Here is a 26,136-nt window from a genome sequence, read left to right as displayed (position 1 = left end):
ATGCCCCCGCGCCATCCATGGGGGCAAGCCTCGCCGCCGCCTTTCCCTTTCCTTAGGCAAAGACCCGCGCTATTCTTGAACCTGACCGGAGCTGTCTCGATCCGGGTCCGTGCAATATGTTAAAGATCGCCCAATGAAGCCGAATTTTGCCCTATCCCTGTCATTCCAAGGAATCAGGCTCTTGCACCGTGCGGCGGGTGGCTGGCGCGTGGTGGGCGAGGTGCCGCTGGATGTCGCCGATCTGGGTGCTGATCTTGAGGGCTTGCGCCAAAAGGCGCTGACGCTCGATCCCGGCGGGGTCGAGACCAAGCTGATTTTGCCCAATGACCAGATCAAATATCTGACCATCGACACCCCCGGACTGGACGCGGCGGCCCGCCGCGAGGCCGCCGCGCGGGCGCTGGATGGGGCCACCCCCTATGCAGTGTCCGATCTGGCCTTTGATATTTGCATTGATGGCGACCAGACCCATATCGCCGCAGTGGCGCGTGAGACGATGGCCGAGGCCGAAGGTTTTGCCACACAATACCGGTTTCACCCGCTGTGCTATGTCGCGGTGCCGGACGACAACCCCTTTTTGGGAGAGCCCTTTTTTGGACCAACCGCCGCTTCCGACGATCTGCTGGAGCCGGGTGACACGGTAGAGCCGGACGGCATTGCCGTTGTGGTGATCGGGGATGTGGAATGGCCCAAGGCCAATGCCGAAGACCCCGCCGCCGTACCAGCGCCTGAATTGGTTGACGGTTCAGCAGCAGAAGAAAAAGACACCGACATCGCTGATGTCTCCCGAACATCTGCGCCGGAAGACGCGGCAGAAACAGAACCGGTTGCGGATCAATCTATTGGTCAGGGCGAAGGTCACACCGATGCCGCGCCGCAAGAGGACAGCCCTCTGCCGGTGCTGCCGCCGCTGAACGGTGTCAAAGAGGTCCGCAGCGACGCGCCGCCCGTTGAGGATTTGCCGCCCCCGCCCAGTCGTGAAGGCGCCTCTGCCGGATTTGCCAGCCGTCGCGGCAATGGTGCATCAAAGGCTCCGGTTCTGGGGGCCGCCAGTCGGGCAGTGCCGCCGCCACCGGTTCCTGCCCCGGATGCATCCGTCACCGCGCCGGGCATTCCGATCGAGCCTGACAGCAGCTCTTTTGCGGATCCTGATCCAGCACCCCCAACCGCCCCGGCCAAAAGCGGCTTTCTGAGCCGCCGCAAGGCCAAGCCTGAAGGATCCGTCACCGCGCCGCAGGGCGACAACGCCACCTCCGAGACAGAACGGCTGACCGTGTTTGGCGCACGCAAATCCGACGTGCGCGGCAAGCCGCGGTTCCTTGGCTTGATCCTGACTGCCGTGTTGCTGATCTTCCTGGCAGGTGTCGCGGCCTGGGCCTCCGTGTTTCTCGATGAAGATTTCAGCCTGTCACGCCTCTTTGGCGGCAAAGCGACCGTGGAACAGGCGCAGGATACACCACCAGCCGCGCCTGCCGAAGATCCGGTAACAGAGGCGGCCATTGAAACAGCCTCCCTTGATCCGGCGCTGTCGGATGAGGACGGGGCGGTGCTGGATGCCCTGCGTGAGCCGGTGCAGCCTGCTCCGCCAGAGGTGATGACCGAGGCAGAGCTTGAGGCGCATTATGCCACCTCCGGTATCTGGCCGCGCGCCCCTGACGTACCGCCAGAGCCTGCAAGCCTGATCGACATTGACGACTTTTACCTGACCAGCATCGACCCTGTGAGCACAGCAAACGATGCGGTCGCCCTGCCCCCCGCTGACAAATACGCAACCGACGTGGCCTTGGCGTCCGTGTCATCGCCGGTGGCCGCTGGCACCCGCTTTGCGCTGGATGCACGCGGGCTGGTGCGGCCCACGGTTCAGGGGGCCCTCAGCCCGGATGGCATTACCGTATTTTTGGGCAAGCCGCCGATTGTTCCGCCCGCCACGCCAACCCGTTTTCAATCTGCCCCGCAAGATTTGGGTGTGCGAGATGCGCTGGCCGCATTTAGGCCCAAGCTGCGCCCCGGTGATCTGGAAGAGCAGACCGAGCGCGCCCAACTGGACGGCTTAACCCGCAGTGAATTGGCAGGATTGCGCCCGGTTCTGCGCCCCCTGTCGGTGCAAGAAGCCGCCCGTGCCCAATTGGTCAGCCCAGCCGACACCAACGAAGCGGTCGCAGCTGCGCTGGCCGTGCCAGAAGCGACCGAAGACCCATTTGACAGCGCCACACGCCAAGCGGTTGCCGCTTCTATCCGGCCCGATACCCGCCCGCGGAACTTTGCGCGGATCGTCAAACGCGCCGAACGTAGCGCCCCCAAAGACGAGGTGCGCGTCGCCAGCGCGGCCGCCGTGGCACCGCGGACTGTCAAACCCAAGATCCCGACGAAAACGTCCGTTGCCAAGCAGGCAACCGTGAAAAACGCCATCAACCTCAAGAAGGTCAACCTCATCGGCGTTTACGGAAAACCGTCCAGCCGCCGCGCCTTGGTCCGGCTCAGCAATGGCCGCTACAAAAAGGTTGTTGTGGGAGATCGGATCGACGGAGGCCGGGTGTCCGCTATCGGTGACAGCGAATTGCGCTATACCAAACGCGGGCGCAACGTTGTCCTGAAGATGCCCAAAGGATAACGCCGCACCCAGTGGATGCGGCGTTCCCAGTCAGGGGTTGATCCCCTGTTGTCCGAGGCAGAGAGGCCCCTCGGTTTTATTATGTTTCTGCAAGCTCGCCCGTGTCGATCTGCTCTTGCTCGATGCTTTCAAACAGGGCTTTGAAATTCCCCTCGCCAAAGCCGTCGTCGCCTTTGCGTTCGATGAACTCAAAGAAGATCGGACCAACCATGGTTTTCGAGAAAATTTGCAGCAGGATGCGGGTTTCGCCGCCGTCCACCACACCTTCGCCGTCGATCAGGATGCCGTGTTTCTTCATCCGGTCGAGCGGTTCTTCATGGCCCGCAACGCGGTCCTTGCTCATCGTGTAATAGGCATCCGGCGGTCCGGGCATGAACTTCAGGCCGTTCTCGGCAATCGCATCGGTCGAATCGTAAATGTTGTTCGAACCCACCGCGATGTGCTGAATGCCTTCGCCGTTGTATTTTTTGAGATAGGCCACGATCTGGCCTTTCTCGTCACGGTCCTCGTTGATCGGGATACGGATACGCCCGCAAGGCGAGGTCAGCGCGCGGCTGGTCAGGCCGGTGAACTTGCCCTGAATGTCGAAGAACCGGATTTCCTTGAAGTTGAACAGATCACCGTAGAACTTGAACCAGACGTCCATATTGCCTTTGAAAACATTATGGGTCAGGTGATCGAGGTAATAAAACCCCACACCCTCCGGCTTGGACTGGGCGATCCAATCGTATTCCCAGTTGTAGGGCGAGGTGTCGTAATACTGATCCACAAAATACAGCAGCGAGCCGCCGATCCCCATAATCGCAGGTACATCCAGCGCCTTGCCGGGACCGGTGTATTCTTCGGCACCATTGGCCACCGCATGGGCCAATGCCTTTTGCGCATCGACAACGCGCCAGCCCATGGATGGGGCGCACGGCCCATGCTTTTCCACAAATTTGGCGGCAAAGCTGTCGGGATCAGCGTTCAGAATATAGGTCACATCGCCCTGCTGCCACAGCTCGATCTTCTGGGTCTTGTGATTGGCGACATGGGTGTAACCCATGCGAAGGAAGGAATCGCGCAGCTCTTGCGGATCGGGGCTGGCGAATTCAACAAATTCAAAACCGTCGGTACCGGCAGGGTTCTCTTCAGAGATCACTGATTTGGGGGCGTCGTGAGGGAAAGGGCCCATTGTGTCACCTTTTCTTAACATGAGGGGTATTAAAGCGAAGATATGCACAAGAGCTTGCCAATTCTGCGCATTGATGGGCTTCTTTCTGGCAATTTTTACGGATATGCCGCATGATACCGGAAAAACACGCGGGAAACCTGCATGAATTTGGATGAAACCGACACCAGGCTGCTGGCCGCGTTGCAAAAGAACGCCCATCTCACCGCACAGGAGCTGGGCGAACAATTGCACCTGTCTGCCTCGCAGGCCGGACGGAGGCGGCAACGGCTGGAGGCGGAAGGATTTATCCAGGGCTACACCGCCCGGCTTGATCCGGTAAAGCTGGGCCTGAACGTGCAAGGCTTTGTTCAGGTGCATCTGGACACCCACGGCCCGCAAAACTCGGCGACATTTGGCCGATTGCTGGCCACCCGCCCCGAGATAGTGAGTGCCTGGACCATGACAGGGGATGCGGACTATCTCTTGCGGGTCTATTGTGAAGATCTGCCCAGCCTGAACCGGCTTATCCATGAGGTGCTGTTGCCCCATCCGGCGGTCTCACGGGTGCACAGTCAGATCGTGATGGACCAACTTAAACGCGACGGGCCTTTGCCCACCTGATCCTCCTGAAAGGACCACAATGGAAGGTTTCCTGTTTCAAGCAAGTATCTATCTGGCGGCGGCGGTCATTGCGGTGCCCATCGCCTCGCGCTTGGGGCTTGGGTCTGTGTTGGGCTATCTGGCGGCGGGCATCCTGATTGGTCCGGTGCTGGGGCTGGTCGGCGCAGAGACCAAGGATCTGCAACACTTCGCCGAGTTTGGCGTGGTGATGATGCTGTTCCTCATCGGGCTTGAGCTGGAACCGCGTGCCCTTTGGGACATGCGGCACAGATTGTTGGGCCTCGGCGGGCTGCAGGTGGCACTGTCCACCGCCGCGCTGATGGGTATTGCGATGGCCTATGATCAGGCGTGGAATGTGGCGTTGGCCATTGGTCTGACGCTGGCACTGTCCTCCACGGCGATTGTGTTGCAGACCTTATCGGAAAAGAACCTGATGCAAACCAGCGGCGGGCGTTCTGTCTTTTCGGTGCTGCTGACGCAGGATATCGCGGTCATCCCCATCCTTGCCTTTTTGCCGCTCCTGGCGGTGGACACAATTGGCGGGCTGTTGCCGGACGGATCGATATCGCTGAACCCGGAAGAGGTGGAAAAAGCCCATGAACACGGCGGCCACAGCGGATCAGAAGCCGCCGACGCCGCGTTCAGCTTTGTACAAAGCCTGCCGGGCTGGGGCGTGACCCTGCTGACCATCGGGGCGGTGATTTCCATTATCGTAGTGGGCGTATTTTTTACCCGTCCCGTGTTCCGCTATATCCATTCTGCCAAGCTGCGCGAGATGTATACAGCGCTGGCGCTGTTGATTGTGGTTGGCATTTCCTTTGTGATGATGCTGGTGGGGCTCTCCCCTGCCCTTGGCGCATTTCTGGCTGGTGTGGTCTTGGCCAGTTCCGAGTTCCGTCACGAGCTGGAAACCGACCTTGAACCCTTCAAGGGGCTGCTCTTGGGCCTGTTCTTTATCACCGTCGGGGCGGGCATCAATTTTGAGCTGCTGTTTGCGGATTTCGTGATCATCATGGGCATGGCCCTGCTGGTGATCATCGTCAAAGGGTTGATCCTTTATGCGCTTGGCTGGGCCTTCAAACTGCGCGGGCGCGACCAATGGCTGTTTGCGCTGGGTCTGGCGCAGGCGGGTGAATTCGGCTTTGTCCTGATCAGTTTCTCCGTGGCCACCGGCGTGATGCCCAATGGCGTCGCGGAAACCCTGCTGTTGGTGATTGCCCTGTCGATGTTGATCACACCGTTGCTGTTTATCCTGCACGAGATGATCAGCCGCCGTTTTGATGAATCTGCCCCCTTCGTTCCCGATGAGATTGATGAAGAAGGCCCAGTGATCATCGCGGGCATTGGCCGCTTTGGCCAGATCGTGAACCGGCTGTTGCAAGCCAGTGGCTTTCAAACCGTTGTTCTTGACCACAACCCCGAAACCATCGCCGTGATGCGGCGGTTCGGGTTCAAGGCGTTTCTGGGCGATCCCACCCGCCCCGACATCCTGCGCAAAGCCGGGTTGAAAGACGCACGGGTTCTTGTCGTCGCGCTCGACAGCCCCGAAGCCGCGCTGCAACTGATCACCTATGCGCGCAAGCAACGGCCGGATCTGCACATCGTCAGCCGCGCCCATGACCGGACGGATGTCTACCGCCAGTATCAGGCCGGTGCCAATGACATCGTGCGCGAGATGTTCGACAGCTCGCTGCGGGCGGGGCGTTATGTGCTCGAAAACATGGGGCTATCGGAATACGAGGCGGCAGAGGCGCAGCGCATGTTCTATGCCCATGACCGCCTGTCGGTGCGTGAATTGGCGGCGCTGTGGCGGGCCGATGTCGAGCCATCGCAGAACAAGGCCTATGTCGAGCGGGCCAAGGAGCTACAGAAAGATCTGGAAACCGCGTTTCTGAACCGGGTTGATGAGGAGGATCAGAAACGGGCCTAGGCGGGTTTTGGGCAGTGGCGTGGCATTGTTTGGCTGCGCCATGAGCGGGAACTGGTTGATCGAACGGCTGACTGGAATTGCCAGATGTTGGCTTGGAGCCCCAAAATGCCCTTAGAAACGGAGCACGATTTGCCAAATCACCGATTTGGCAGCGCCCGAACCGCCCCGTTTTGCCGAAGGCAAACCTACGGTTTGACGGGGCGGGCGCTTTGCTTCCTGCCCCTCGGTTCGGGCGCGGTGGCACTTTATGGGCAACAAAGTCCACCGAGCCGACATTGCCCCAGCCCTAGGATAAGCATGACCCGTCCAACGCACCGCAAAAAATGTGCCATTGCCAGAAGATCCAGCCCTAGCCGTCGCTGACGCCCGCTTGGGCAAATGTCGCCATGCCCGCATGACATGCCATTGCCCCCTTCATCACCGCAATCGCCAAGGCGCCGCCGGAAGCCTCGCCAAGGCGCAGGCCCAGTTGCAGCAGGGGGTCTTTGCCCAAGGCCTCCAGCAGGCGGGCATGGCCGCCCTCGGCGCTTTGATGGCCAGCCACTGCGTGATCCAGCGCGCCTTTTTGCGTCTGCTCAAGGCACAGCGCCGCTGCGCAGCAGATGAAGCCGTCGAGGATCACCGGAATGCGCAGGGCACGGGCCCGCGCCATCGCGCCTGCCATTCCGGCCAGTTCACGCCCGCCCAAGCGGCGCAAGGTCTCAAGCCCGTCGCCCTGCCCGCCATGCAGCGCCACACCTTCGGCAACCACGGTGGTTTTCAGCGCCAGCCCTGCATCATCGACGCCGGTGCCGCGACCGGCCCAGTCACCGGCCTCTCCGCCAAGCAAGGCACATGACAGCGCCGCCGCCGATGTGGTGTTGGCGATGCCCATCTCGCCCACCACCAGCAGATCGGCGGTTTCATCTACCTGATCCCAGCCCGCCTTGAGCGCAGCCACCAGATCCTCCTCCGACATTGCGGGGCCTTGGGTGAAATCCTGTGTCGGATTGTCCAGATCCAAGGCCACCACATCCAGCTTGGCCCCGTTTGCGCGGGCAATCTGGTTGATCGCGGCGCCGCCATGCTGAAAATTCAGCACCATCTGTTCGGTGACTTCCGCCGGAAAGGCCGAGACACCCCGCGCGGCGACGCCATGGTTGCCCGCAAAGACGATCACCTGCGGCGCGGAAATCTCGGCCCGATCGCCGCCGCGCCAACCGCGATACCAGATTGCCAGATCCTCTAGCCGCCCCAAGGCACCGGGGGGCTTGGTCAGCTGCATGTTGTGATCCTGTGCCGCTGCTGCGGCGGCCTCGTCAACAACATGTTGCGCGGCCAGAAGGGCGCGGAATTCAGGCAGGGTTGCGAAAGACTGGGACATGGGCACGCTCGGCTTGCAAATTGAACTGCGCCCATGTCTAGCTGCGGCAGGGCCGGGCCGAAAGTGCGGGAGGGGCAAAATAATGGATGATAGCGACATCAAAGGGTTTGGAGCAACGTTTCGGCGTTCAGATCTGACCGTGGCGCTGGGTTTGTTGACCCGTCTGCCGCTGCCCTATCCGGCTTGTGACGCCAGCTCAACACGTCCCGCGGCGCATGCGGCCTGGGCCTATCCTCTGGTCGGCGTGGTGATTGCGGTGATTGCGGCCCTCATTGGCGGGATTGGCCAATGGTTTGGCCTGCCGCCGATGGCGCAGGCCGTGCTGGTCTTGCTGGCTCTGATCGTCACAACGGGGGCGATGCATGAGGATGGTTTGGCCGATTGCGCCGACGGGTTCTGGGGCGGCTGGACCCGCGAGCGGCGTCTGGAGATCATGAAAGACAGCCAGATCGGCAGCTACGGTGTGATTGCACTGGTGCTGTCCCTGCTGCTGCGGTGGGCGGCGATCAGTCTGGTGATTGAACAGGGCGTTTTATGGCCCGCGTTGATTGGCGCTGCGGTTCTTTCGCGCGGGGCGATGGTGGCGGTGATGTACCAACTGCCGCTGGCCCGCAAAGGCGGGCTTTCGGGCCAAACCGGGCGGCCAAGCGGGACAGCCACACTGGCCGCAGGGGCGCTAGGCCTTGTGGCGGCACTGTGTCTCCCGGGGGGTTCGTTTCTTTGGATTTTGATGACAACAGCGGCGATCCTGCTGGGCCTTGGCAGGCTGGCAAAATCCAAGATCGGCGGACAGACCGGCGATGTGTTGGGCGCCACTCAGCAGATGACAGAGGTTGGCGTCTGGCTGTGCCTGATCGCCGCACACAGCCCCTAAACGCAAAACGCCGCACCAAAGGCGCGGCGTTTGGTCTGATTTTTCAAAAGCTTAGGCTGCGACGCGGCTTTCCAGAACGTCACCAACCTGTTTCGCAGCAGCCAGTTCGTCACCACCGCCAACAGCAGCGACTTCGCGGGTCAGCCGCTCGAGGGCGGCTTCGTACAACTGACGCTCGGAATAGCTTTGCTCACGCTGGTCATCGGTGCGGTGCAGGTCACGCACCACTTCGGCGATGGCAATCAGATCACCGGAGTTGATCTTTTGCTCATATTCCTGTGCGCGGCGCGACCACATGGCGCGTTTGACCTTGGCCTTGCCCTTGAGGGTCTTCATCGCGTGGGTGATCACATCCGGCGAGCTGAGCGCGCGCATGCCGATCTCGGTTGCCTTGTGCGTTGGCACCCGCAAAGTCATCTTGTCTTTCTCAAACGCAATCACAAACAGCTCCAGCGTGATGCCGGCGACTTCCTGCTCTTCAATGGAGACAACCTGCCCAACGCCATGCGCGGGATAGACGACAAACTCATTGGGGCGGAAATCAAGCTTTTTCGATTTGGTCATGTAGTGGCTCCTGTGGCGCGGGCGGACCCGCAGTTGAATTCATGGGCTGAAAGACGTCAAAAACACAGGCGGGCGGCGGCCCCTTGGCCCGCGTCCGGTTGCGTTATTCTTAGGATGTGGGTGTCAACCTTGGCAGCTTGGTTGTGTCACACGTATGTCCGTAGAGTTCGACCGTCAGTTTCAGCTTTGGATAACTATACCACAAAAACCGGCCCACCGAAAGCTGCCCCTACGGAAACAACGAGAAAACGGATATTTCTCAGTAATTTGCAGCATTTTCTTCACGTATCACGCGAATCAAAGGCCGAATCAGCCACCCTCGCCCGGCGCTTCGGAAAAGTACTTTTCCAATTTGCCGGATTCGCCGTCACGCTCTTCCGCTTCGGGCAGCGGGTCTTTCTTGGTGATGATCACCGGCCACATTTCGGAATACTTGCGATTGAACTCGACCCATTTTTCCATATCCGGCTCCGTGTCGGGGCGGATTGCATCGGCCGGGCATTCAGGCTCACAGACGCCGCAATCGATGCATTCATCGGGGTGAATCACCAACATGTTTTCCCCCTCGTAGAAACAATCCACTGGGCAAACTTCCACGCAATCGGTGTATTTGCAGGCGATGCAGGCGTCGTTGACGATATAGGTCATGTGATGATCTTCATCCGATTTGTTTGTGGACTAGCTATTCCAGAGTGCCCGATCATTCAAGATGGCGCGATTTAGAAAGATCAAGCTGCCGCCGGTCACGTTTGGTCGGGCGGCCTTTTCCCTCAAAGGCGGGATTCTCGGGGGGTTTGTCCTTTGAACGCGGCTCTGGCGGGGACAAATCGGTGTAAAGCGCCTGTGCTTCGGGCGCCGGTCCCCGGCGGGTGCCAAGCGCATCGATCTGGATCACGCGGATATGATCGCCCTGTGCAAAGGTCAGCACATCACCGGGGCTGATGGTGCTGGCACGTTTCTGGGTGATGTCTCCATTGATGCGCACAGTACCCGCCTGTACGCGGGCTGCGGCAAGCGATCTGGTTTTGAAAAATCGCGCATGCCACAGCCATTTGTCCACGCGCAGTTTTGCGCCCGGTTCTGCCACTTAGGTCTTGTCCTTGAGCCCCATGAGGGCGGCGGCAAAGGGGTTGTCCGGATCGATGGGCTTTTCCTTGCGGGGCGGACGCGCCGAGAAACTCTTGGCTTTGTCGCCACCCTTGTCGCCGCGCGGGCCACCTTTGCCGCGACCTTTGCCTTGGCCTTGCGGGCGGCCTTTGCCGCCTTTGCCCTGCGGGCGCTCACCACCACCGCGGCGGGCGTTTTGCTGCCCGCGTGGGGCGCGGCCCCAAGTGAAGGTATAGAAGGTCTCCATCTCGGTGTCTGCAATGGCCGCATCGGCGGCAGTGCCTTGCGGCACCTCCCCTTCGGATTGGGCGGGGATCCCATCGGCAACCGCAGGCGTTTCCGCCGCTTCGGCCGCAACAGGTGCAACGCCTGCATCCGGAATATCGGCAAGCTCAGCCGGTGTGTCTGCCGGTGTTGGCGTCTCTGCAACCTCGGTTACGCCGCCTTCGGGGACATCTGCGGCCACATCCATAACCGGCGTGTCGCCCGCGTCTGCCGTACCTGCCCCGTCTTTGGGCACAACGGCATCCACCGCCTTGACCTTCACCCGTTCACCTTTTTCGGCCTTGTAGCCGAGACCCTGCATCAGCTCCGAGAATTGTTCCAGCGTCATACCCGTGATCGACAGCATATCTGCCTTGGCCTCGAACCCGCCGCGCGAATCCTCTGCCCGCAGCATGTCAGCCAGGCGTTCCAGCATGTCGATGCGGATCGCGCGGCTGCCTGCGTTGCGGTAGCCGGACATCGTGTCGGCCCCTTCGGGCGCGTCTTTTTCAACAGGGATCGTGACCAGACCGGGAGGCGGGCTTTCCGGGAATTCGGCCAGACCTTTGGACAGCGACCACAGCACCAGACGCAGGCGCGTAGGTGCGGGCTTCAGCAAAAGCGGCATAAAGATCGTGAATTGCCCAAACCGGATGCCGTGCTTGCGCAACGCGCCGCGGGCGTCCTGATCCAGCGCTTTGACGTCATCGGCCACCTGCGCACGCGGCAGCAGGCCAAAGTTCTCGACCATCTGGAAGGCAAAGCCGCGAGCAAGCCCCGTCAACGCTTCGTCTTTGGACAGGTTCAGCAGCGGTTCAAACAGGGCCGCGACTTTGCGATCAATGAAATGCTGCAAGCGGCGCTGCACCTTTTGGGCGACTTCCGGCCCGGCCACATCATCCACAAAAACCTCGACCTGCGGCTTAAGCGCATCAGAGCCTGCCACCAATTTACCAACCGCAGAGTTGCCCCACATCAGGCCGCCCTGTTCGGTGAAATCAATCTCGGTGTCCGGCGCGTTATAAAACCGATCCGCCCGCAGATGGAACTGGGGTGCCAGCGCCTGCAATGCAGCCGCTTTGATGGTTTTCTCTTCGGCCCCGCCAGCGCCCTTGTCTGCGCGGAAACGGAATCCGTCCAGCTTGCCTACGTATTCACCTTCAACGGTGACTTCACCGGTCTCGTTTACATCGGCCACCATGGCTTCCTTCTGTCCTAGCCGGCGCAAAAGCACGGATGTGCGCCGGTCTACAAATCTTTGGGTCAGACGTTCGTGCAGCGCATCTGACAAGCGGTCTTCTACGACACGAGTGGCCCCGCGCCAATGGCTTTCGTCTTTGGTCCAGCCCTTACGTTGAGCGACATAGGTCCATGTGCGGATAAATGCCAATCGCTTGGACAACGCATCAATGTCCCCGTCGGTTCGATCAATGCGCTTGATTTGCCGGGCAAGCCAGTCATCGGGGATTGTACCACGCTGATGCAGATCGTTGAAAATGATCTCCAGCAAATTTGCGTGTTCGGCATGGCTGATGCCGCGAAAATCGGGAATGCGGCACACATCCCAGAGCAATTTCACCGATGGACCATCGGTGCAGCGGGCAAAAACCTCATCCACCTGCCCCAGCACCTTGAGCGCCCGAAGGTCGTCCGCTTCACGCGCCTTGACCAATCGTTCGTGGTCCGGCGGTGCCTCAAGTGTCTGGATCAATCGGTCGATGGAGCCAAATTGCAGCGCCGGATTGCGCCAGTTGATCTTGTTTTGCGGCGTGAACGAATGATCCATGATCGCCCGCGCCACACTGTCATCCAGGGGCCGCGCATCGCCGGTGACGCCAAATGTTCCGCTTTTGAAGCCGCGCCCGGCCCGGCCAGCGATCTGCGCCAGCTCATTGGGGGCCAAGGGGCGCATGCGGCGTCCGTCAAACTTGGCCAGCGCGGAGAAGGCCACGTGATCCACATCGAGGTTGAGCCCCATGCCGATGGCATCTGTCGCAACGAGGTAATCAACCTCGCCGTTCTGGTACATGTCTACCTGCGCGTTGCGGGTGCGCGGGCTGAGGGCGCCCATGACCACCGCCGCGCCGCCCTTTTGCCGGCGGATCAGTTCCGCGATGGCGTAGACGTTTTCTACGGAAAATCCGACAATGGCAGAGCGGGGGCGCATGCGGCTGATCTTCTTCTGACCGGCATAGACCAGCTCTGACATCCGCTCGCGGCGGATAAATTCGGATTCGGGCACCAATGACGCGATGGTGCCGCGCATCGTATCAGCCCCCAGAAACAGCGTCTCATGCAGGCCGCGCGACCGCAGCAACCGGTCGGTGAACACATGCCCGCGCTCGGGATCGGCGCAAAGCTGGATCTCGTCGATGGCAACAAAATCCGCGCCCATCCCTTCGGGCATCGCCTCGACCGTGCAGACCCAGTATTGGGTGCGCGGCGGCACGATGCGTTCCTCGCCCGTGACCAGCGCCACGACAGAGGGGCCGCGCAGGGCAACGATCCGGTCATAGACCTCACGCGCCAAGAGCCGCAGGGGCAGGCCGATGATCCCGGTCCGATGGCCCAGCATCCGCTCAATGGCATAGGTTGTCTTGCCAGTGTTGGTCGGGCCCAATACGGCCACGACACGTCCATTCCTTGCCACGTTGTTCCCCGTTCAGAGTTCGCGCCCGATACCGTCCCGTTTCAGACGGGACAGCGCGGTTTGTGCATTTTCATGATTGGGGTGAATTGCCAAGACACGGCGGTACAATTCCGCCGCGCGGCGCAGATCTCCAAATTCCTGCACCATCACGGCGAAGCCAAAAATTGCCTCGTAATGCTGCGGATCGAGCGCCAATGCGCGTTCCAGATCGGCGAGCGCCGGCCCATAAAGATCGCTGCGGAAATAGGCACGGGCGCGAGCGTGGAACCCTTCGGCAAAGTCAGGAGCGTGGTCGGTCAGCGCGGTGAGATGTTCGATAGCCAGCCGGTTGTCGCCTGCCTCCATCGCCTCACGTCCCCGTTTGAGCAGCAGATCCATCGAAGCAGAGCCGGAGCGCGACCAGATCCGCGTCACTTCGCCTTCGATCCGCTTAGCCTCCGCAGGTTCGGCCTCGCGCAGCTTGTCGAACAGTTCTGGCGGCGGCACATCGGCCAAAGCCATGCCGGACAGCAACAGCAACGGCCCAATTGCCGCAACGGTATGTTTGAGGTTGACGGGTCTGTTGCGCATAACAAGAGTGAATGTAACAGGCTGCCGCCGCAATTCCAGACGTGACGGTGACCAATTAGGCAAAAAGGGCCCAAAATGAGCGATATTGTGAACGAAGCGGTAACCGCACTGAATGCAAAGATGGCAGATGCCGATTTTGACGGCACGGCAAAGTTCGACATCGAAGGCGAAGGCGCAGTGATGATCGACGGCTCCGGTGCACGGGCTGCCGATGAAGACGCGGATGTGACATTGAGTGCGGACGCAGAGACCTTTCGCGGCATTCTTGAGGGCGACACCAACCCTACGTCTGCTTTCATGACCGGCAAGCTGAAGGTTGACGGCGACATGGGTATGGCGATGAAACTGGCCTCTGTTCTGTCTTGATGGAACTTGCCCCTGCCCCCTTTTTTACCGATGTGTACCCCGGACCAGAGGGGGGGCAGGCCCATTGGGCGCAAACGTCTGATGGAAAACGTATTCGTGTGGGCCACTGGCCTTTGTCCGGGGCCAAGGGCACGGTGCTGCTGTTTCCCGGACGTACCGAATATATCGAAAAATATGGGGTGATTGCACAGGATCTGGCGGATCGCGGGCTGGCCACCATCGCCATTGACTGGCGCGGTCAGGGTTTGGCGGAACGTTTGTGTGATGATCCGCGCATCGGCCATGTGGATGCCTTTTCCGATTATCAAAAAGACGTCTCGGCCATGTTGAGGGCGGCCCGTGAGCTGGCTTTGCCCCGGCCCTATTTCCTGCTGGCGCATTCGATGGGTGGCTGCATTGGCCTGCGGGCCGTGATGGAAGGGCTGCCGGTCAAGGCGGCGGCATTCACCGGCCCGATGTGGGGCGTATTTATTGCGCCACATCTTCGGGCGGTGGCTGGCATGATGGCCCGGGTGATGCCCGCCCTCGGCAAGGGGTTAAGCTTGCCGCCCGGCACCAAGATCGATCCTTACGTGACGGTGCAACCCTTTGAGGACAACATGCTGACCACGGACAGCGAAATGTACGACATGATGCGCGATCAACTGGCCGCGCATCCCGAGCTGGCCCTTGGTGCGCCCAGCTTTATCTGGTTGCGCGAGGCGCTGGCCGAAACCCAGCATCTGGCGGGGCGATCCGCGCCCAATTTGCCCGCCGTCAGCTGGCTTGGCAGCAACGAACGCATTGTTGAAACCGGCCGCATTCATCAACGGATGGAAACATGGAAGGGTGGCCGCCTTGAGATCGTCGAGGGCGGCGAACATGAAGTTTTGATGGAAAGCCGTGCCATGCGTACCCCCATTATGGACGATATGGCCAAGCTGTTTCTGGACACCGTCACCAGCTAAACGTGCAAAAATCGCTTGCGGGTCTGTTCCTTTCGGCATGCCCGCCTAGATTGGATGCATGACACAAACCGGCGTGCTGATCTTTACCGACAAGGGCATTTATTGCCCTGCGGGCGATTTCTATATCGACCCGTGGCGGCCCGTGGCGCGGGCCCTGATCACCCATGGCCATGCCGATCATGCAAGATCGGGCATGGGCAGCTACCTTGCCACCCATGCCGCCCTGCCGGTGATGCGTCACCGCTTGGGCGAGATCAACGCCGAAGGCATCGCCTATGGTGAGGTCAGGCGCATTGGCGGGGCAGATGTGTCATTTCACCCTGCCGGACATGTGCCGGGTTCGGCGCAGATCCGGGTTGAGGTTGCCGGTGAGGTCTTTGTCGCCTCTGGCGATTACAAAATCATTGATGATGGGTTTTCCGAAGCCTTCGAGCCGATCAAGTGCCACCATTTCATCACCGAAAGCACCTTTGGCCTGCCAGTGTTCAACTGGCAACCACAAGCGCGGGTGGCGGATGAGATCAACACATGGTGGGCAGGCTGCGCCGCACAGGGTAAAACCGCGTTTCTGGGCGCCTATGCCTTGGGCAAGGCACAGCGGCTCTTGTCGATGTTGAACCCAGAGATTGGCCCGATCCTCACCCACACGGCGGTGGAAAACACCAATGCGGTGTTGCGCGGCCAAGGATACGGACTGCCCGAAACGGTGCTGGCCGGACCCGACATTGCACCCAAGGGCCACCCTGGCGCTTTGGTTCTGTCGCCGCCCTCCGCGTTGGGCAGTCAATGGGCGCGTAAATTCGGCCCCTCGGAAAGCGCGTTTGCCTCAGGCTGGATGGCATTGCGCGGCGTGCGCAGGCGCCGTGCGGGAGACCGCGGATTTGTCATTTCCGACCATGCAGACTGGCAAGGTTTGATTTGTGCAATCCGCGAAACAGGTGCGGAAAATATTTACGTTACACATGGTTACACTGATGTCTTCACGCGGTTTTTGAATGACAAGGGCTGGAAGGCTCAAGTTGTCCCCACCCAGTTCGAGGGGGAAAGTTTGGACAGCGGAGATGCCGCATGAAGGAATTTGCGAAACTCTTTGCCGCCATTGACCAAAGCACCAAAACCACGGTGAAAGTGGCCGCACTGGCCGATTATTTCGGCGAGGCTCCCGAAGAGGACCGTTTGTGGACCGTTGCGCTGTTTTCCGGCCGTCGGCCCAAGCGGGCCGTGACCACCACCCGCCTGCGTGAATGGGCGGCCGAGATCGCAGAGCTGCCACTGTGGCTGTTTGAAGAAAGCTATAGCGTTGTTGGCGATCTGGCAGAAACAATTGCCCTTATCTTGCCGCCGAACCCTTCTGTGGACAACCGATCTTTGACGTTCTGGATCAATGCCTTGCGGGGGCTTGCGGATGTGGACGATTCCCAGCGCAAGACCTTTGTGCTGGAGGCCTGGCAACGGCTTGGCGGGGCGGAGCGATTCCTGTTCAACAAGTTACTCACAGGCGGTTTCAGGGTGGGGATAAGTCAAAAACTGATGACCCGCGCGCTGGCCAGAGCCACCGGCAAGCCCGAGGCGGAATTGGCGCACAGGTTGATGGGCAACTGGCACCCCGACGAGGTAAGCTGGCACAGTCTGATCGAAGCCGAAGACGCCAGCGCGGATGCCTCCCGACCCTATCCGTTTTATCTGGCCTATGCGCTGGAAGACGGACCAGAAGCCTTGGATGATCCTGCGAACTGGCGGGCCGAATGGAAATGGGACGGCATTCGCGGGCAATTGATCCTGCGCGATGGCAACTATTTCGTGTGGTCACGGGGCGAGGAGCTGATGACGGATCGCTTTCCCGAACTCGCCCGCGCCATTGATCACCTGCCGCCCGGAACGGTGCTGGACGGGGAGTTGCTGGTCTGGCAAGAGGGCGCTGAAAAACCTTCCTCTTTCAACGCGTTACAGAAACGGATCGGGCGCAAAACCGTGCCGAAAAAGCTGCTGGCGGAGGCACCCGTGGTGCTGCATGCCTATGACCTGCTCGAATGGGAAGGTGCCGATGTACGCGATCGCCCCTTTTCCCGGCGGCGCGGCCTTCTGGAACAGGCCACATCCGCCCTGCCCGACGATGCGCCGGTGCGCCTGTCGCCGCAACTGACGTTTGACACATGGGATGATCTGGCCGCCTTGCGCAGCGGCGCACGGGAGGCCCATGCCGAGGGTCTCATGCTCAAACGCGCAGACAGCCCCTATCTGGCAGGTCGCAAAAAGGGCGATTGGTGGAAATGGAAGCTAGAGCCGCTGACCATCGATGCGGTGATGATCTATGCGCAGGCCGGATCAGGGCGACGGGCCAACCTGTTTACTGATTTCACCTTTGCGGTCTGGAACGGCAATGATCTGGTGCCCTTCACCAAGGCCTATTCCGGCCTGACGGACGCAGAGTTCCGGCAAATCACCGCTTGGGTGCGAAAAAACACCCTGCAACGGTTCGGTCCGGTGCGGCAGGTCACGCCGCAGCATGTGTTTGAAATTGCCTTTGAAGGGATCCAGGCCAGTCCGCGCCACAAATCCGGCGTCGCCTTGCGGTTCCCGCGTATGAAACGCTGGCGTCAGGACAAGCCCCTGCAAGAGGCCAATACGCTGGATGATCTAAACGAAATGCTGCGCATATACGGGTAAAAGGTTGTTCCCCCTGCCCCTCGCGCATAGGTATTCCCAAACACCAAATGAGGTCCAATATGTTTCAGCTGCCCTTTCCTGTTCGTGATGCCAATGCCGCCGGAGGCAACAGCCCCTTTGGCGATCTGCCCGAATGGGATCTGAGCGATCTTTACACCGGCGAGGATGCACCGGAACTCAAACGCGATCTCGACTGGTTGGAGCAGGCCTGTGCCAGCTTTGCCGCGGATTACGAAGGCAAATTGGCCGATCTGGACGCGGCAGGTTTGCTGGATTGTGTGCTGCGCAATGAACGGATCAATATGATCGCCGGGCGCATCATGTCCTTTGCCGGGCTGCGCTATTACCAGCTGACCACCGATGCGGGCCGGGCAAAATTTATGTCTGACTGCCAGGAGAAGATCACCAATTTCACCACTCCGCTGGTGTTCTTCACGTTGGAACTGAACCGGCTGGAAGACAACCATCTGGACGGGCTGTTAGCGCAGAACGCGGATCTGGCCCGTTACAAGCCGGTGTTTGACCGCATCCGGGCGATGAAGCCCTATCAATTGTCTGATGAGCTTGAAAAATTCCTGCACGATCTGGGGGTTGTGGGGGATGCATGGGAACGGATGTTCGACGAAACCATCGCCGGGCTTGAATTTAATGTGCTTGGTGAGCCGTTGAATATCGAAGGCACTTTGAACCTGCTCACCGATCCGGACCGCGAAAAGCGTGAGGCCGCCTCGCATGAGCTGGCAGATGTTCTGGGCGCGAATGTCAAAACCTTTGCGCGGGTGCACAACACCCAGACCAAGGAAAAAGAAATCATCGACCGCTGGCGCGGCATGGAAACCCCGCAGACCGGCCGGCATCTGAGCAATCAGGTGGAGCCCGAGGTGGTCGAGGCGCTGCGCAATGCGGTTGTGCAGGCCTATCCCAAGCTGAGCCACCGCTATTATGAGCTGAAACGCAAATGGCTGGGTCTGGACGTGATGCAGGTCTGGGACCGCAACGCGCCCCTGCCGATGGAAGATCCGCGCGTGGTGGATTGGGACACGGCGCAAAAGACCGTCATGGATGCCTACACCGCCTTTGATCCACGTATGGGAGAGCTGGCCGAGCCGTTCTTTACCAAAGGCTGGATCGACGCGGCGGTGAAACCGGGCAAGGCGCCCGGTGCCTTTGCGCATCCTACGGTAACGGATGTGCATCCTTACGTGATGCTGAATTATCTGGGCAAACCGCGTGATGTGATGACCCTGGCGCATGAATTGGGCCACGGCGTGCATCAGGTTCTGGCGGCGGGACAAGGTGAAATGTTGTCTTCCACCCCGCTGACGCTGGCCGAAACCGCCAGTGTGTTTGGCGAGATGCTGACCTTCCGCAAGATGCTGGACGGGGCCAAGACCAAGGACGAGCGCCGGGTTCTGCTGGCCGGCAAGGTCGAAGACATGATCAACACCGTGGTGCGGCAGATCGCGTTCTACGACTTTGAATGCAAGTTGCACGAGGCCCGCCGGGGCGGAGAGCTGACGCCCGATGACATCAACGCGCTTTGGATGTCGGTGCAGGCGGAATCGCTTGGGCCTGCCTTTGAATTCATGGATGGCTATGAGACCTTCTGGTCCTACATCCCGCATTTTGTGCATTCGCCGTTTTATGTCTACGCCTATGCCTTTGGCGACGGTTTGGTGAACGCACTTTATGCGGTTTACGCCGAGGGTGAGGCGGGCTTTGAAGAGAAATACTTCGATATGCTCAAAGCGGGCGGCTCCAAACACCACAAAGAGCTGCTGGCGCCCTTTGGCCTTGATGCCTCGGACCCGGCGTTCTGGGATAAAGGCTTGTCGATGATCTCGGGCTTTATTGATGAGCTGGAGGCGATGGAGGAGTGATCCTTTTTCAACGGCGCGGCACCAACTGATAACCGCCGCGCCACCTTTGCCAAGCGAGCGACAGCCGGAGGAAAGACAGACAGAATGACCAAACTGATCTGGACGGCCTGCGGACTTATCGCCCTTGCATTGGGTGCGATTGGCGTTGTGCTGCCCGGATTGCCAACCACGCCCTTCATCATCCTCGCGGCGTTCTGTTTCACCAAAGGGTCACCGCGGTTGGCGGCGATGTTGGATGGTCATCACATCTTTGGCCCGATTTTGGAGGACTGGCGCGTGCGGGGGGCAATTGCCCCGCGTTTCAAGGCGATTGCCGTGGTGATGATGGCACTGACCTTCGCCGTTAGTCTGGCGCTGGGTTTGCCAATTGTGCTTCTGGTCATTCAGGCGATTTGCATGTCGGGCGCGGCGGTCTATGTCCTCAGCCGGCCGAATTGACCCCTCACTTCAACTGACTGTCCTTCGATCCACGCCGGTTGATCCCGCCCCGCGCCTTGAACTGGGCATCCCGTTCCTGCACGCAATCGATGCATAGCTTTACCCCCGGAAGGGCCACTCGCCGCGCCTCCGGGATCGGCTCTTCGCATTCCGCGCAATGTGTAAGGCTCTCGCCCTGCGGCTGTTTGCGGGCCTTGAGACGGGCCAGTTCATCGTTGATCGACGCCTCAATCTGTTCGCTCACCGCGCCGTCTTTTGCCCATCCGCCTGCCATGACATGCTCCCGCTGATTGTTCGCCCTACGGTACGTCACCCTTGCCCAGCCGCCAAGGTTGATAAGCCTGCGGGTAATTCATTGCGGAACCGGACGGTTTCCAAAAAGCGGTTGGGGGACGTTTGGCGCCTTCGTTGAAATTGACGGCGCGTCTGATCTCTAGTCCGCCGCCTGCCATTGGCAGACGGCGGCGTCTCTTTCAGCTCAAGCCGGGATCAGGCGTTGGCAAGCATCCCTTTTTCCTTGGCCAGTTCGCGCATCCGCTTTTGCAGCTTTTCAAAGGCGCGGACTTCAATTTGCCGAATGCGCTCGCGGCTGACGTCGTATTGGCTGCTCAGGTCTTCGAGCGTGATGGTCTCGTCCGACAGGCGGCGTTGGGTCAGAATGTCCTTTTCCCGGTCATTCAGCACATCCAAAGCCTCAGCCAGCATCTCGCGGCGGGTCTCCAGCTCATCCTTCTCGGCGTAATCACCCGCTTGATCGGCGTCTTCGTCTTCGAGCCAGTCCTGCCATTGCATCGTGCCTTCACCGTCAGAGCCGACCTGCGCATTCAGTGACGCATCGCCGCCCGACATCCGCCGGTTCATGGAAATCACTTCGGCTTCGGTCACGCCCAGATCGGTTGCAATCCGTTTCACGTTTTCGGGGCGCAGATCGCCCTCTTCCAAGGCGCCGATCTTGTTCTTGGCCTTGCGTAGGTTGAAAAACAGTTTTTTCTGCCCCGAGGTCGTCCCAAGTTTGACCAAAGACCAGGACCGCAGGATATATTCCTGAATAGAAGCCCGGATCCACCACATCGCATAGGTCGCCAGACGGAACCCCTTTTCTGGGTCAAACCGTTTGACCGCCTGCATCAGGCCGACATTCGCCTCCGAAATCACTTCGGCCTGCGGCAGGCCATAGCCGCGATAGCCCATGGCGATCTTGGCTGCCAGACGTAGGTGTGATGTGACCATCTTGTGCGCGGCTTCGGTATCTTCCTGCTCAACCCAGCGCTTGGCGAGCATATATTCCTCTTCAGGCTCCAGCAGCGGGAACTTGCGGATTTCCTGCATATAGCGGTTCAGCCCGCCTTCCGGTGTTGGTGCCGGTAAGTTTGCATAATTGGCCATCTTTGTCCCTTTCCCCATTGTTTCGGGGCTCATGTTTATGAGCTTAACATAGATATGGTAGCGGTATCGGCGGTTTCAAGACCCTGTCTTTACGCTTGTTGCGTTAATATTGGCATAAGACATGTGAAAGATAAGTTACGTTACCGTGTCCTCACGGGCTCGTGCACTTCGCAACATCTGGCTCAGGACGTACTGCGCAAGGCACAAAGCAAATCCTGCATATCCAGTGGCAATGGCGCTTCGAACCGGAGGTTTTCTTTGGTTACAGGATGCTCAAATCCCAAAACCGCCGCATGCAGCGCCTGACGCGGAAAGTTGCGCACATGGTCGGCTGCGGCTTCGGGCATGGCCGCCTTGGGCAACTTGCGCTTGCCGCCATAAGTGGGATCGCCGACCAATCCGTGTCCCGCATGCGCCATATGCACTCGAATCTGATGGGTGCGCCCGGTCTCAAGCCAGCATTCCATCAGGGCAATCACTTCGGGCATTCCAAAGCGTTCCACCGTCCGCGCCCGGGTCACCGCGTGACGCCCACCGTTGAACAGCACCGCCTGTTTCTGGCGATCGGTCTTATGGCGGGCCAATTGCGTGGTCAGCTTGAGAATATTGCCCGGCTCGAAGGACGCCCCCTTGATACCGCGCAACCGCGGATCATTGGCATCGGGCACACCGTAGACAACTGCGCGGTAATAGCGCTCCACCGAATGGGCCTCAAATTGCTTGGCCAAACCCTGATGCGCGGCATCCGATTTGGCCACGACCAGCAGACCGCTGGTCTCTTTGTCGATCCGGTGCACAATGCCGGGGCGCTTCAAACCGCCAACGCCGGACAGATTGTCACCACAATGGGCCAGCAAGGCATTGACCAAAGTGCCCGACGGCGTACCGGGCGCAGGATGCACCACCATGCCGGAGGGTTTGTTGATCACGATCAGATCGTCATCCTCAAAGATCACGTCCAGCGGGATCGCCTCCGGCAGGATATGGCTGTCCTCGGCCTCCTCCACCGCGATGGCGACCCGGTCCCCCTCGGCCACCTTGGCGCGGGGGTCTTGCACAACCTGTTCATTGATCTGAACAGAGCCGGCCTCAATCAGACGCGCCATGCGGGTCCGTGACAGGTTTGCATCCTCTGGCACATCCCGCGCCAGCGCCTTATCAAGACGGGATGGCGGCGCTTCGCCAAAAACAAAGGTAACAAGGCGGTGTGACATGGATGATCCGATTGAGCCTGCAAATCTGCGGTTTCTGCGGCGGCTGGTAACTGTGCTGACCACCGTAATGATTTGCGGGGTTCTAGTGGTGATTGGCCTGCTTGTCACGCGGCTGAACCGCAATAGCCCGATTTTGCCCCAGGAAATCGCGCTGCCAGAAGGCGCCAGCGCTGTTGCCTTCACCCAAGGGCCCGATTGGTACGCCATTGTCACCAACCGTGACGAGATCCTGATCTATGATCGCCTGACCGGAACACTCCGCCAAACGGTGACGATCACCCCCTGAACCCTTTTTGGCCCTAAATACTCCGGGGGTATGGGGGCTGGCCCCCATGCACGCCCGCCGCAGGCGAATAGTCCAGGCCATTTCACCTTACAGGGAAATCAGTCTATTATCCTTTGGCCCGTGCGAAGGACGTTACAATGCCGATCAACGATGCCGATTATCCAGATGGCCAAGCAAGCCAGGACGCAAAACTGGGGGCCCTGGGCTTTGACAGGTCAGGCCATCGCGGCGGCGGTATAGAACGGCCCATCGTGGTCACGTTGCCGGCAAATGCTGTTCTGCTTCGCCTCTATAAGCCGGTGCTGAACAAGAGGGATACGCCCGGCGATTTCGGCGCTTGGTGGTTTACACCCTTCGAGTACCGGCGGATCAGCGACCATTTTGGGGTGGACGGCAGCGCTCTTGTTCAGGGACGTTCTGCCGGGGCTTCGGCGCTGCATGGCGTTCTGGCCCTTTTGCATGAATGGTACGGCGGGGATCCCGCGCAACTTTCCTATATCAACGCTGTCCGGCTGAAGGCGCCATTGTTGGCCTGCTATGGGCCAGGTGCACCCGCCAATGCAGACGGCTACAGCCGGACGCTGAAACCTATCCGTTTGAACGGCGGCACATCCGCGCGGCAGGTCTATATTCACAAATGCTGGCAGTATCAGGCGGCGATGGAACGGCTTTTGCCTGTCAATGCGCTGACGGACAGTGTTTTGGGGGCCGTGCAAGGCGCCGGAACGGGGATTGCAGCAGCGCCCCGGCTTGGATTTGAGGCTTGAAGACGGCTTTGCTTGAGCCAAAAGGTATCGCCTGCGGCGGACGCATATGGGGGCCAGCCCCCAAACCCCCGGAATATTTAGGGCCAGAAAGGCGCAAAAATTACAGATGGGGGTGAAGGGTGGTACCACCTCCCCGGCTCGAACGGGGGACCTCCTGATCCACAATCAGGCGCTCTAACCTACTGAGCTAAGGCGGCACTGGGGCGGATTTAGCTGCCGTGCCCAAAGATTGCAAGACCCTAAGCGCCCGATCAATTGAGAAGTTAGAGGGCAATCCGCCAGGTTTGTTCGACATTTTCCTTGCCGAATGAGATCACATGCTTGGTTTCTCCCAATTCCCAACCCGCCTTGGCATAGAGCGCCCCTGCCGCGCGGTGAGATTCGTGGGTCCACAGTTGCATCTTCCGGTAGCCTTGGGTGCGGGCAAAAACCATGCAGGTGTCGAGCATCCGGCGGCCCAGTCCGGTGCCGCGGGCCTGGGGCACCAGCAGGAACAGCCTGAGTTTGGCGGTTTGTTCGTCGAGCTTCACGCAGAATACACTGCCAAGCCGCTGTCCCCCCTGCCATGCGATCCAGCCGGCCTCGCAGCTTGGATCGTGATCTGCTATAAAATCATCGAGGATCGAGCCGACCAGCGCTCCAAAGCTGTCATCAAAACCCTCTTCAGTGGCGTAATGCACTTTGTGCTGCTCATGCAGCCAATCCCGGTCCTGCGGGGTAAACTTGCGAATCTCTATCTTGTCCATCGGTGTAGTCTGCGCCGCAGTCCGCTTGCCTTTCAAGGCCGGGCAGGATAGCGATATCGCCCAGCAAGACCGGAGAGTGACATGGGTATCAACACCGAACGCGATATCGAAGCAAACCTGCAAATCGGGCCAACCGATGCAGGAATGGTGCGGCTTTTTGTCGAGGGTGACGGCATCGAAATTCCGATGGATTTCACGCCGGAAGAGGCCATCGAAATTGCCGAAGAAATCACAGCGGCTGCGCATCGCGCAGGCGGCGGCAAGCGGTGATCTCTAGCTGTCGCTGAACCGCATTTCCGGGTCGCGCAGGTGGTGCAGCCTGCGGGCGGCGTGAAATGCGAACTTTTGCAACATGACTTTGCGCCGCGCCGGGGCCAGTTTGGTTTCCGGCCCCATGCGCAGGATCTCTCCTCCATAGGCATCGGCAATGATCAGCCCGGTCTCATCCGGCAGTAGTTCTGTCGGGAAGACATCATCCACGGCCCAAAAAAACCGGTCGGCCCATTCCAGATAACCCCGCCATTTGTTGTCTGATGTAAAATCGGCGCGGGAGGATTTGCATTCCACCACCCAAATCTCGCCTTTTGGGCCAAGCGCCATCACATCAACGCGCAGCCCGCGTGCCGGCACCAATTCCTCAACGCAGGCAAAGCCGTGGCTGACCAGATGCCGCGCCACGCCACGGGCCAGCAATTGCCCGGGTTGCGGGGTCGGTGTGTCGGGGGAGAGGTCAACATATGCCATGGTTCAATTTATGAACATTACGTGAACATTTGCAAGGCCACCTATCGAATCTGAAGGTGTCAGGCCGAATCTCGACCCCTTAGCAGCGGCTATCTGGCTTTCCAGCGGTTAATAAAAACGGCAATTTTCCTAGCAAAAACAGTGCTCTGAGGCCGCTCTTTTGCCAGAGTTGACATAATACCATATGGTTTCTAATTTAATGATACCAAAAAGTATCACAAAAGGACCCCGACACGATGCCCGATCCCGCACAGCTTTGCTTTCGCGCTTTGGCAGATCCGACGCGGCGCGACATTCTCAAGATGCTCAGTCAGCAAGACATGACCATCGCAGATGTTGCGGGGCGTTTCGATATGACCCGCGCAGCCGTCAAAAAACACCTCACCGTTCTGAGTGATGGCGGTCTGATCACGGTCGAGCCGCGTGGCCGCGAACGCATCAACAGCATCAACCCGCTGGGCTTTGGCCCCGTTCTGAGCTGGTTCGACTATTTCGACGGCTTCTGGGACGACCGCCTGAGCGATTTGAAAACTGCCATTGAAAAGGACAAGACATGACTGAGACAAACATCCGCAAAACCATCTTTCTGGAGGCCGATCGCGCGGCGGTCTGGGACTATCTCACCGAGCCAGAACATCTGGCCAAGTGGTTTCATGCGCCCAAGACAGCATTGGCCGCCGGGGCAAAGCTGGAAATGTTTGGCACCGAAAGCGGTGATTTGCTGATCTGGGGCGAAGTGACGTCAGCCCGCAAGCCCGAGTATCTGGAATATTCCTTTACCGTCAAACCCATGGGTGATGCGGTCAGTACCGTCAAATGGACCCTGACCGAGGTGCCTGGCGGCACGAAACTGGCGCTGGAGCATGACGGATTGCCACAGGGCGAAGCGGCATTCGGCCTCACACTGGCGCTCGACAAAGGGTGGGACGATCATATCGGGCGGATGCGCGCGCACATTCACGAAAAAGCGGACTGACCCCTTGCCGCC

General features: G+C 59.7%; 27 protein-coding genes and 1 tRNA gene. 15 read left to right on the top strand and 13 right to left on the bottom strand.

Translation table 11 applies throughout. From position 1 onward, the window contains the following. Positions 1-133 precede the first annotated feature (133 nt). Positions 134-2,611, top strand: coding sequence for a hypothetical protein (locus JNX03_RS01490; protein WP_203210713.1), 2,478 nt, complete (start codon positions 134-136; stop codon positions 2,609-2,611). A gap of 79 nt (positions 2,612-2,690) precedes the next feature. Here the strand turns inward: JNX03_RS01490 and hppD are convergent, their stop codons facing one another. After that, the gene (gene hppD, locus JNX03_RS01485) at positions 2,691-3,785 is read right to left on the bottom strand and encodes a 4-hydroxyphenylpyruvate dioxygenase (protein WP_203210712.1); all 1,095 of its coding nucleotides are present in this window, start codon (positions 3,783-3,785) and stop codon (positions 2,691-2,693) included. A gap of 141 nt (positions 3,786-3,926) precedes the next feature. On the opposite strand from hppD, the gene JNX03_RS01480 reads away from it, so the two are divergent. Then, positions 3,927-4,385 (top strand): Lrp/AsnC family transcriptional regulator, encoded by a 459-nt coding sequence (locus tag JNX03_RS01480; RefSeq protein ID WP_203210711.1) that lies wholly within the window; start codon positions 3,927-3,929, stop codon positions 4,383-4,385. A 19-nt stretch (positions 4,386-4,404) separates the two neighbouring features. Next, positions 4,405-6,315 carry a cation:proton antiporter gene (locus JNX03_RS01475; protein ID WP_203210710.1) on the top strand — a complete coding sequence of 637 codons (1,911 nt, stop codon included), beginning with the start codon at positions 4,405-4,407 and terminating at the stop codon, positions 6,313-6,315. 349 nt (positions 6,316-6,664) lie between these two features. On the opposite strand, the gene cobT is transcribed toward JNX03_RS01475, so the two are convergent. Continuing rightward, entirely contained in the window at positions 6,665-7,678 is a 1,014-nt protein-coding gene (gene cobT / locus JNX03_RS01470) for a nicotinate-nucleotide--dimethylbenzimidazole phosphoribosyltransferase (RefSeq protein WP_203210709.1), read from the bottom strand. Positions 7,679-7,760: 82 nt separating this feature from the next. Here cobT and cobS point away from each other — a divergent pair, with 82 nt between their 5' ends. Beyond that, positions 7,761-8,552, top strand: coding sequence for an adenosylcobinamide-GDP ribazoletransferase (gene cobS / locus JNX03_RS01465; protein WP_203210708.1), 792 nt, complete (start codon positions 7,761-7,763; stop codon positions 8,550-8,552). A 51-nt stretch (positions 8,553-8,603) separates the two neighbouring features. On the opposite strand, the gene JNX03_RS01460 is transcribed toward cobS, so the two are convergent. The 5 genes from JNX03_RS01460 to JNX03_RS01440 form a co-directional block, all read right to left on the bottom strand. Then, positions 8,604-9,116 carry a CarD family transcriptional regulator gene (locus tag JNX03_RS01460; protein ID WP_025046802.1) on the bottom strand — a complete coding sequence of 171 codons (513 nt, stop codon included), beginning with the start codon at positions 9,114-9,116 and terminating at the stop codon, positions 8,604-8,606. A 309-nt stretch (positions 9,117-9,425) separates the two neighbouring features. Beyond that, positions 9,426-9,764 (bottom strand): ferredoxin FdxA, encoded by a 339-nt coding sequence (gene fdxA, locus JNX03_RS01455; RefSeq protein WP_203210707.1) that lies wholly within the window; start codon positions 9,762-9,764, stop codon positions 9,426-9,428. A 52-nt stretch (positions 9,765-9,816) separates the two neighbouring features. Then, on the bottom strand, positions 9,817-10,203 hold the full coding sequence (locus JNX03_RS01450) for an RNA-binding S4 domain-containing protein (protein WP_203198694.1): 387 nt from the start codon (positions 10,201-10,203) through the stop codon (positions 9,817-9,819). Continuing rightward, complete coding sequence (locus JNX03_RS01445; RefSeq protein ID WP_238936654.1) at positions 10,204-13,062, bottom strand: helicase-related protein; 2,859 nt, start codon at positions 13,060-13,062, stop codon at positions 10,204-10,206. Positions 13,063-13,149: 87 nt separating this feature from the next. Then, positions 13,150-13,707: a tetratricopeptide repeat protein gene (locus tag JNX03_RS01440; protein WP_203210705.1), complete on the bottom strand. Its 558-nt coding sequence runs from the start codon at positions 13,705-13,707 to the stop codon at positions 13,150-13,152. Between the two features lie 75 nt (positions 13,708-13,782). Here JNX03_RS01440 and JNX03_RS01435 point away from each other — a divergent pair, with 75 nt between their 5' ends. The 6 genes from JNX03_RS01435 to JNX03_RS01410 all read left to right on the top strand — a co-directional run bounded on the left by JNX03_RS01435 (position 13,783) and on the right by JNX03_RS01410 (position 20,005). Next, positions 13,783-14,073, top strand: a complete 291-nt coding sequence (locus tag JNX03_RS01435) for an SCP2 sterol-binding domain-containing protein (RefSeq protein WP_203210704.1) — start codon at positions 13,783-13,785, stop codon at positions 14,071-14,073. Beyond that, the gene (locus JNX03_RS01430; RefSeq protein ID WP_203210703.1) at positions 14,073-15,020 is read left to right on the top strand and encodes an alpha/beta fold hydrolase; all 948 of its coding nucleotides are present in this window, start codon (positions 14,073-14,075) and stop codon (positions 15,018-15,020) included. The genes JNX03_RS01435 and JNX03_RS01430 overlap by 1 nt, the downstream gene beginning before the upstream one ends. A gap of 58 nt (positions 15,021-15,078) precedes the next feature. Then, complete coding sequence (locus JNX03_RS01425) at positions 15,079-16,092, top strand: ligase-associated DNA damage response exonuclease (RefSeq protein WP_203210702.1); 1,014 nt, start codon at positions 15,079-15,081, stop codon at positions 16,090-16,092. Then, positions 16,089-17,687 carry an ATP-dependent DNA ligase gene (locus JNX03_RS01420; RefSeq protein WP_203210701.1) on the top strand — a complete coding sequence of 533 codons (1,599 nt, stop codon included), beginning with the start codon at positions 16,089-16,091 and terminating at the stop codon, positions 17,685-17,687. Before JNX03_RS01425 ends, JNX03_RS01420 begins: the two co-directional genes overlap by 4 nt. Positions 17,688-17,746: 59 nt before the next feature. After that, positions 17,747-19,567, top strand: a complete 1,821-nt coding sequence (locus JNX03_RS01415; RefSeq protein ID WP_203210700.1) for a M3 family oligoendopeptidase — start codon at positions 17,747-17,749, stop codon at positions 19,565-19,567. Between the two features lie 84 nt (positions 19,568-19,651). After that, positions 19,652-20,005, top strand: a complete 354-nt coding sequence (locus JNX03_RS01410) for a YbaN family protein (protein WP_203210699.1) — start codon at positions 19,652-19,654, stop codon at positions 20,003-20,005. A gap of 4 nt (positions 20,006-20,009) precedes the next feature. Here the strand turns inward: JNX03_RS01410 and JNX03_RS01405 are convergent, their stop codons facing one another. The 3 genes from JNX03_RS01405 to JNX03_RS01395 form a co-directional block, all read right to left on the bottom strand. Next, entirely contained in the window at positions 20,010-20,279 is a 270-nt protein-coding gene (locus tag JNX03_RS01405) for a DksA/TraR family C4-type zinc finger protein (protein ID WP_203210698.1), read from the bottom strand. Positions 20,280-20,494: 215 nt separating this feature from the next. Then, positions 20,495-21,391: an RNA polymerase sigma factor RpoH gene (gene rpoH / locus JNX03_RS01400; protein WP_203210697.1), complete on the bottom strand. Its 897-nt coding sequence runs from the start codon at positions 21,389-21,391 to the stop codon at positions 20,495-20,497. Positions 21,392-21,573: 182 nt separating this feature from the next. Further along, positions 21,574-22,605: an RluA family pseudouridine synthase gene (locus tag JNX03_RS01395; protein WP_203210696.1), complete on the bottom strand. Its 1,032-nt coding sequence runs from the start codon at positions 22,603-22,605 to the stop codon at positions 21,574-21,576. On the opposite strand from JNX03_RS01395, the gene JNX03_RS01390 reads away from it, so the two are divergent. Beyond that, the gene (locus tag JNX03_RS01390) at positions 22,604-22,891 is read left to right on the top strand and encodes a DUF6476 family protein (RefSeq protein ID WP_203210695.1); all 288 of its coding nucleotides are present in this window, start codon (positions 22,604-22,606) and stop codon (positions 22,889-22,891) included. The two genes, JNX03_RS01395 and JNX03_RS01390, sit on opposite strands and share 2 nt — an antisense overlap. A 137-nt stretch (positions 22,892-23,028) precedes the next feature. Next, positions 23,029-23,658, top strand: coding sequence for a hypothetical protein (locus JNX03_RS01385; RefSeq protein WP_203210694.1), 630 nt, complete (start codon positions 23,029-23,031; stop codon positions 23,656-23,658). Between the two features lie 120 nt (positions 23,659-23,778). On the opposite strand, the gene JNX03_RS01380 is transcribed toward JNX03_RS01385, so the two are convergent. Together JNX03_RS01380 and JNX03_RS01375 are read right to left on the bottom strand one after the other, a co-directional pair. After that, a tRNA-His gene (locus JNX03_RS01380) sits at positions 23,779-23,855 on the bottom strand. 66 nt (positions 23,856-23,921) lie between these two features. Further along, positions 23,922-24,404, bottom strand: coding sequence for a GNAT family N-acetyltransferase (locus tag JNX03_RS01375; protein ID WP_203210693.1), 483 nt, complete (start codon positions 24,402-24,404; stop codon positions 23,922-23,924). Positions 24,405-24,485: 81 nt separating this feature from the next. Between JNX03_RS01375 and JNX03_RS01370 the strand changes: the two genes are divergently transcribed. Next, entirely contained in the window at positions 24,486-24,674 is a 189-nt protein-coding gene (locus tag JNX03_RS01370) for a DUF6324 family protein (RefSeq protein ID WP_203210692.1), read from the top strand. A 3-nt stretch (positions 24,675-24,677) separates the two neighbouring features. Here JNX03_RS01370 and JNX03_RS01365 read toward each other — a convergent pair whose 3' ends face one another. After that, positions 24,678-25,148, bottom strand: coding sequence for an MmcB family DNA repair protein (locus tag JNX03_RS01365; protein ID WP_203210691.1), 471 nt, complete (start codon positions 25,146-25,148; stop codon positions 24,678-24,680). A gap of 236 nt (positions 25,149-25,384) precedes the next feature. Between JNX03_RS01365 and JNX03_RS01360 the strand changes: the two genes are divergently transcribed. Both JNX03_RS01360 and JNX03_RS01355 read left to right on the top strand, forming a co-directional pair. Continuing rightward, a complete protein-coding gene (locus JNX03_RS01360; RefSeq protein ID WP_203198683.1) occupies positions 25,385-25,705 on the top strand; it encodes an ArsR/SmtB family transcription factor in 321 nt (106 codons plus the stop codon). After that, positions 25,702-26,124 carry an SRPBCC family protein gene (locus JNX03_RS01355; RefSeq protein WP_203210690.1) on the top strand — a complete coding sequence of 141 codons (423 nt, stop codon included), beginning with the start codon at positions 25,702-25,704 and terminating at the stop codon, positions 26,122-26,124. The genes JNX03_RS01360 and JNX03_RS01355 overlap by 4 nt, the downstream gene beginning before the upstream one ends. The last annotated feature ends 12 nt before the right edge of the window (positions 26,125-26,136 follow it).

Source organism: Sulfitobacter mediterraneus (assembly GCF_016801775.1).
Classification (GTDB): Bacteria; Pseudomonadota; Alphaproteobacteria; order Rhodobacterales; family Rhodobacteraceae; genus Sulfitobacter; species Sulfitobacter mediterraneus_A.
This window is presented reverse-complemented; position numbering and strand designations above follow the sequence as displayed.

Coding starts and splice junctions, on each gene's coding strand:
- JNX03_RS01490 (WP_203210713.1), top strand. CDS start 134: ATGAAGCCGAATTTTGCCCTATCCCTGTCATTCCAAGGAATCAGGCTC.
- hppD (WP_203210712.1), bottom strand. CDS start 3,785: ATGGGCCCTTTCCCTCACGACGCCCCCAAATCAGTGATCTCTGAAGAG.
- JNX03_RS01480 (WP_203210711.1), top strand. CDS start 3,927: ATGAATTTGGATGAAACCGACACCAGGCTGCTGGCCGCGTTGCAAAAG.
- JNX03_RS01475 (WP_203210710.1), top strand. CDS start 4,405: ATGGAAGGTTTCCTGTTTCAAGCAAGTATCTATCTGGCGGCGGCGGTC.
- cobT (WP_203210709.1), bottom strand. CDS start 7,678: ATGTCCCAGTCTTTCGCAACCCTGCCTGAATTCCGCGCCCTTCTGGCC.
- cobS (WP_203210708.1), top strand. CDS start 7,761: ATGGATGATAGCGACATCAAAGGGTTTGGAGCAACGTTTCGGCGTTCA.
- JNX03_RS01460 (WP_025046802.1), bottom strand. CDS start 9,116: ATGACCAAATCGAAAAAGCTTGATTTCCGCCCCAATGAGTTTGTCGTC.
- fdxA (WP_203210707.1), bottom strand. CDS start 9,764: ATGACCTATATCGTCAACGACGCCTGCATCGCCTGCAAATACACCGAT.
- JNX03_RS01445 (WP_238936654.1), bottom strand. CDS start 13,062: ATGCTGGGCCATCGGACCGGGATCATCGGCCTGCCCCTGCGGCTCTTG.
- JNX03_RS01440 (WP_203210705.1), bottom strand. CDS start 13,707: ATGCGCAACAGACCCGTCAACCTCAAACATACCGTTGCGGCAATTGGG.
- JNX03_RS01435 (WP_203210704.1), top strand. CDS start 13,783: ATGAGCGATATTGTGAACGAAGCGGTAACCGCACTGAATGCAAAGATG.
- JNX03_RS01430 (WP_203210703.1), top strand. CDS start 14,073: ATGGAACTTGCCCCTGCCCCCTTTTTTACCGATGTGTACCCCGGACCA.
- JNX03_RS01425 (WP_203210702.1), top strand. CDS start 15,079: ATGACACAAACCGGCGTGCTGATCTTTACCGACAAGGGCATTTATTGC.
- JNX03_RS01420 (WP_203210701.1), top strand. CDS start 16,089: ATGAAGGAATTTGCGAAACTCTTTGCCGCCATTGACCAAAGCACCAAA.
- JNX03_RS01415 (WP_203210700.1), top strand. CDS start 17,747: ATGTTTCAGCTGCCCTTTCCTGTTCGTGATGCCAATGCCGCCGGAGGC.
- JNX03_RS01410 (WP_203210699.1), top strand. CDS start 19,652: ATGACCAAACTGATCTGGACGGCCTGCGGACTTATCGCCCTTGCATTG.
- JNX03_RS01405 (WP_203210698.1), bottom strand. CDS start 20,279: ATGGCAGGCGGATGGGCAAAAGACGGCGCGGTGAGCGAACAGATTGAG.
- rpoH (WP_203210697.1), bottom strand. CDS start 21,391: ATGGCCAATTATGCAAACTTACCGGCACCAACACCGGAAGGCGGGCTG.
- JNX03_RS01390 (WP_203210695.1), top strand. CDS start 22,604: ATGGATGATCCGATTGAGCCTGCAAATCTGCGGTTTCTGCGGCGGCTG.
- JNX03_RS01395 (WP_203210696.1), bottom strand. CDS start 22,605: ATGTCACACCGCCTTGTTACCTTTGTTTTTGGCGAAGCGCCGCCATCC.
- JNX03_RS01385 (WP_203210694.1), top strand. CDS start 23,029: ATGCCGATCAACGATGCCGATTATCCAGATGGCCAAGCAAGCCAGGAC.
- JNX03_RS01375 (WP_203210693.1), bottom strand. CDS start 24,404: ATGGACAAGATAGAGATTCGCAAGTTTACCCCGCAGGACCGGGATTGG.
- JNX03_RS01370 (WP_203210692.1), top strand. CDS start 24,486: ATGGGTATCAACACCGAACGCGATATCGAAGCAAACCTGCAAATCGGG.
- JNX03_RS01365 (WP_203210691.1), bottom strand. CDS start 25,148: ATGGCATATGTTGACCTCTCCCCCGACACACCGACCCCGCAACCCGGG.
- JNX03_RS01360 (WP_203198683.1), top strand. CDS start 25,385: ATGCCCGATCCCGCACAGCTTTGCTTTCGCGCTTTGGCAGATCCGACG.
- JNX03_RS01355 (WP_203210690.1), top strand. CDS start 25,702: ATGACTGAGACAAACATCCGCAAAACCATCTTTCTGGAGGCCGATCGC.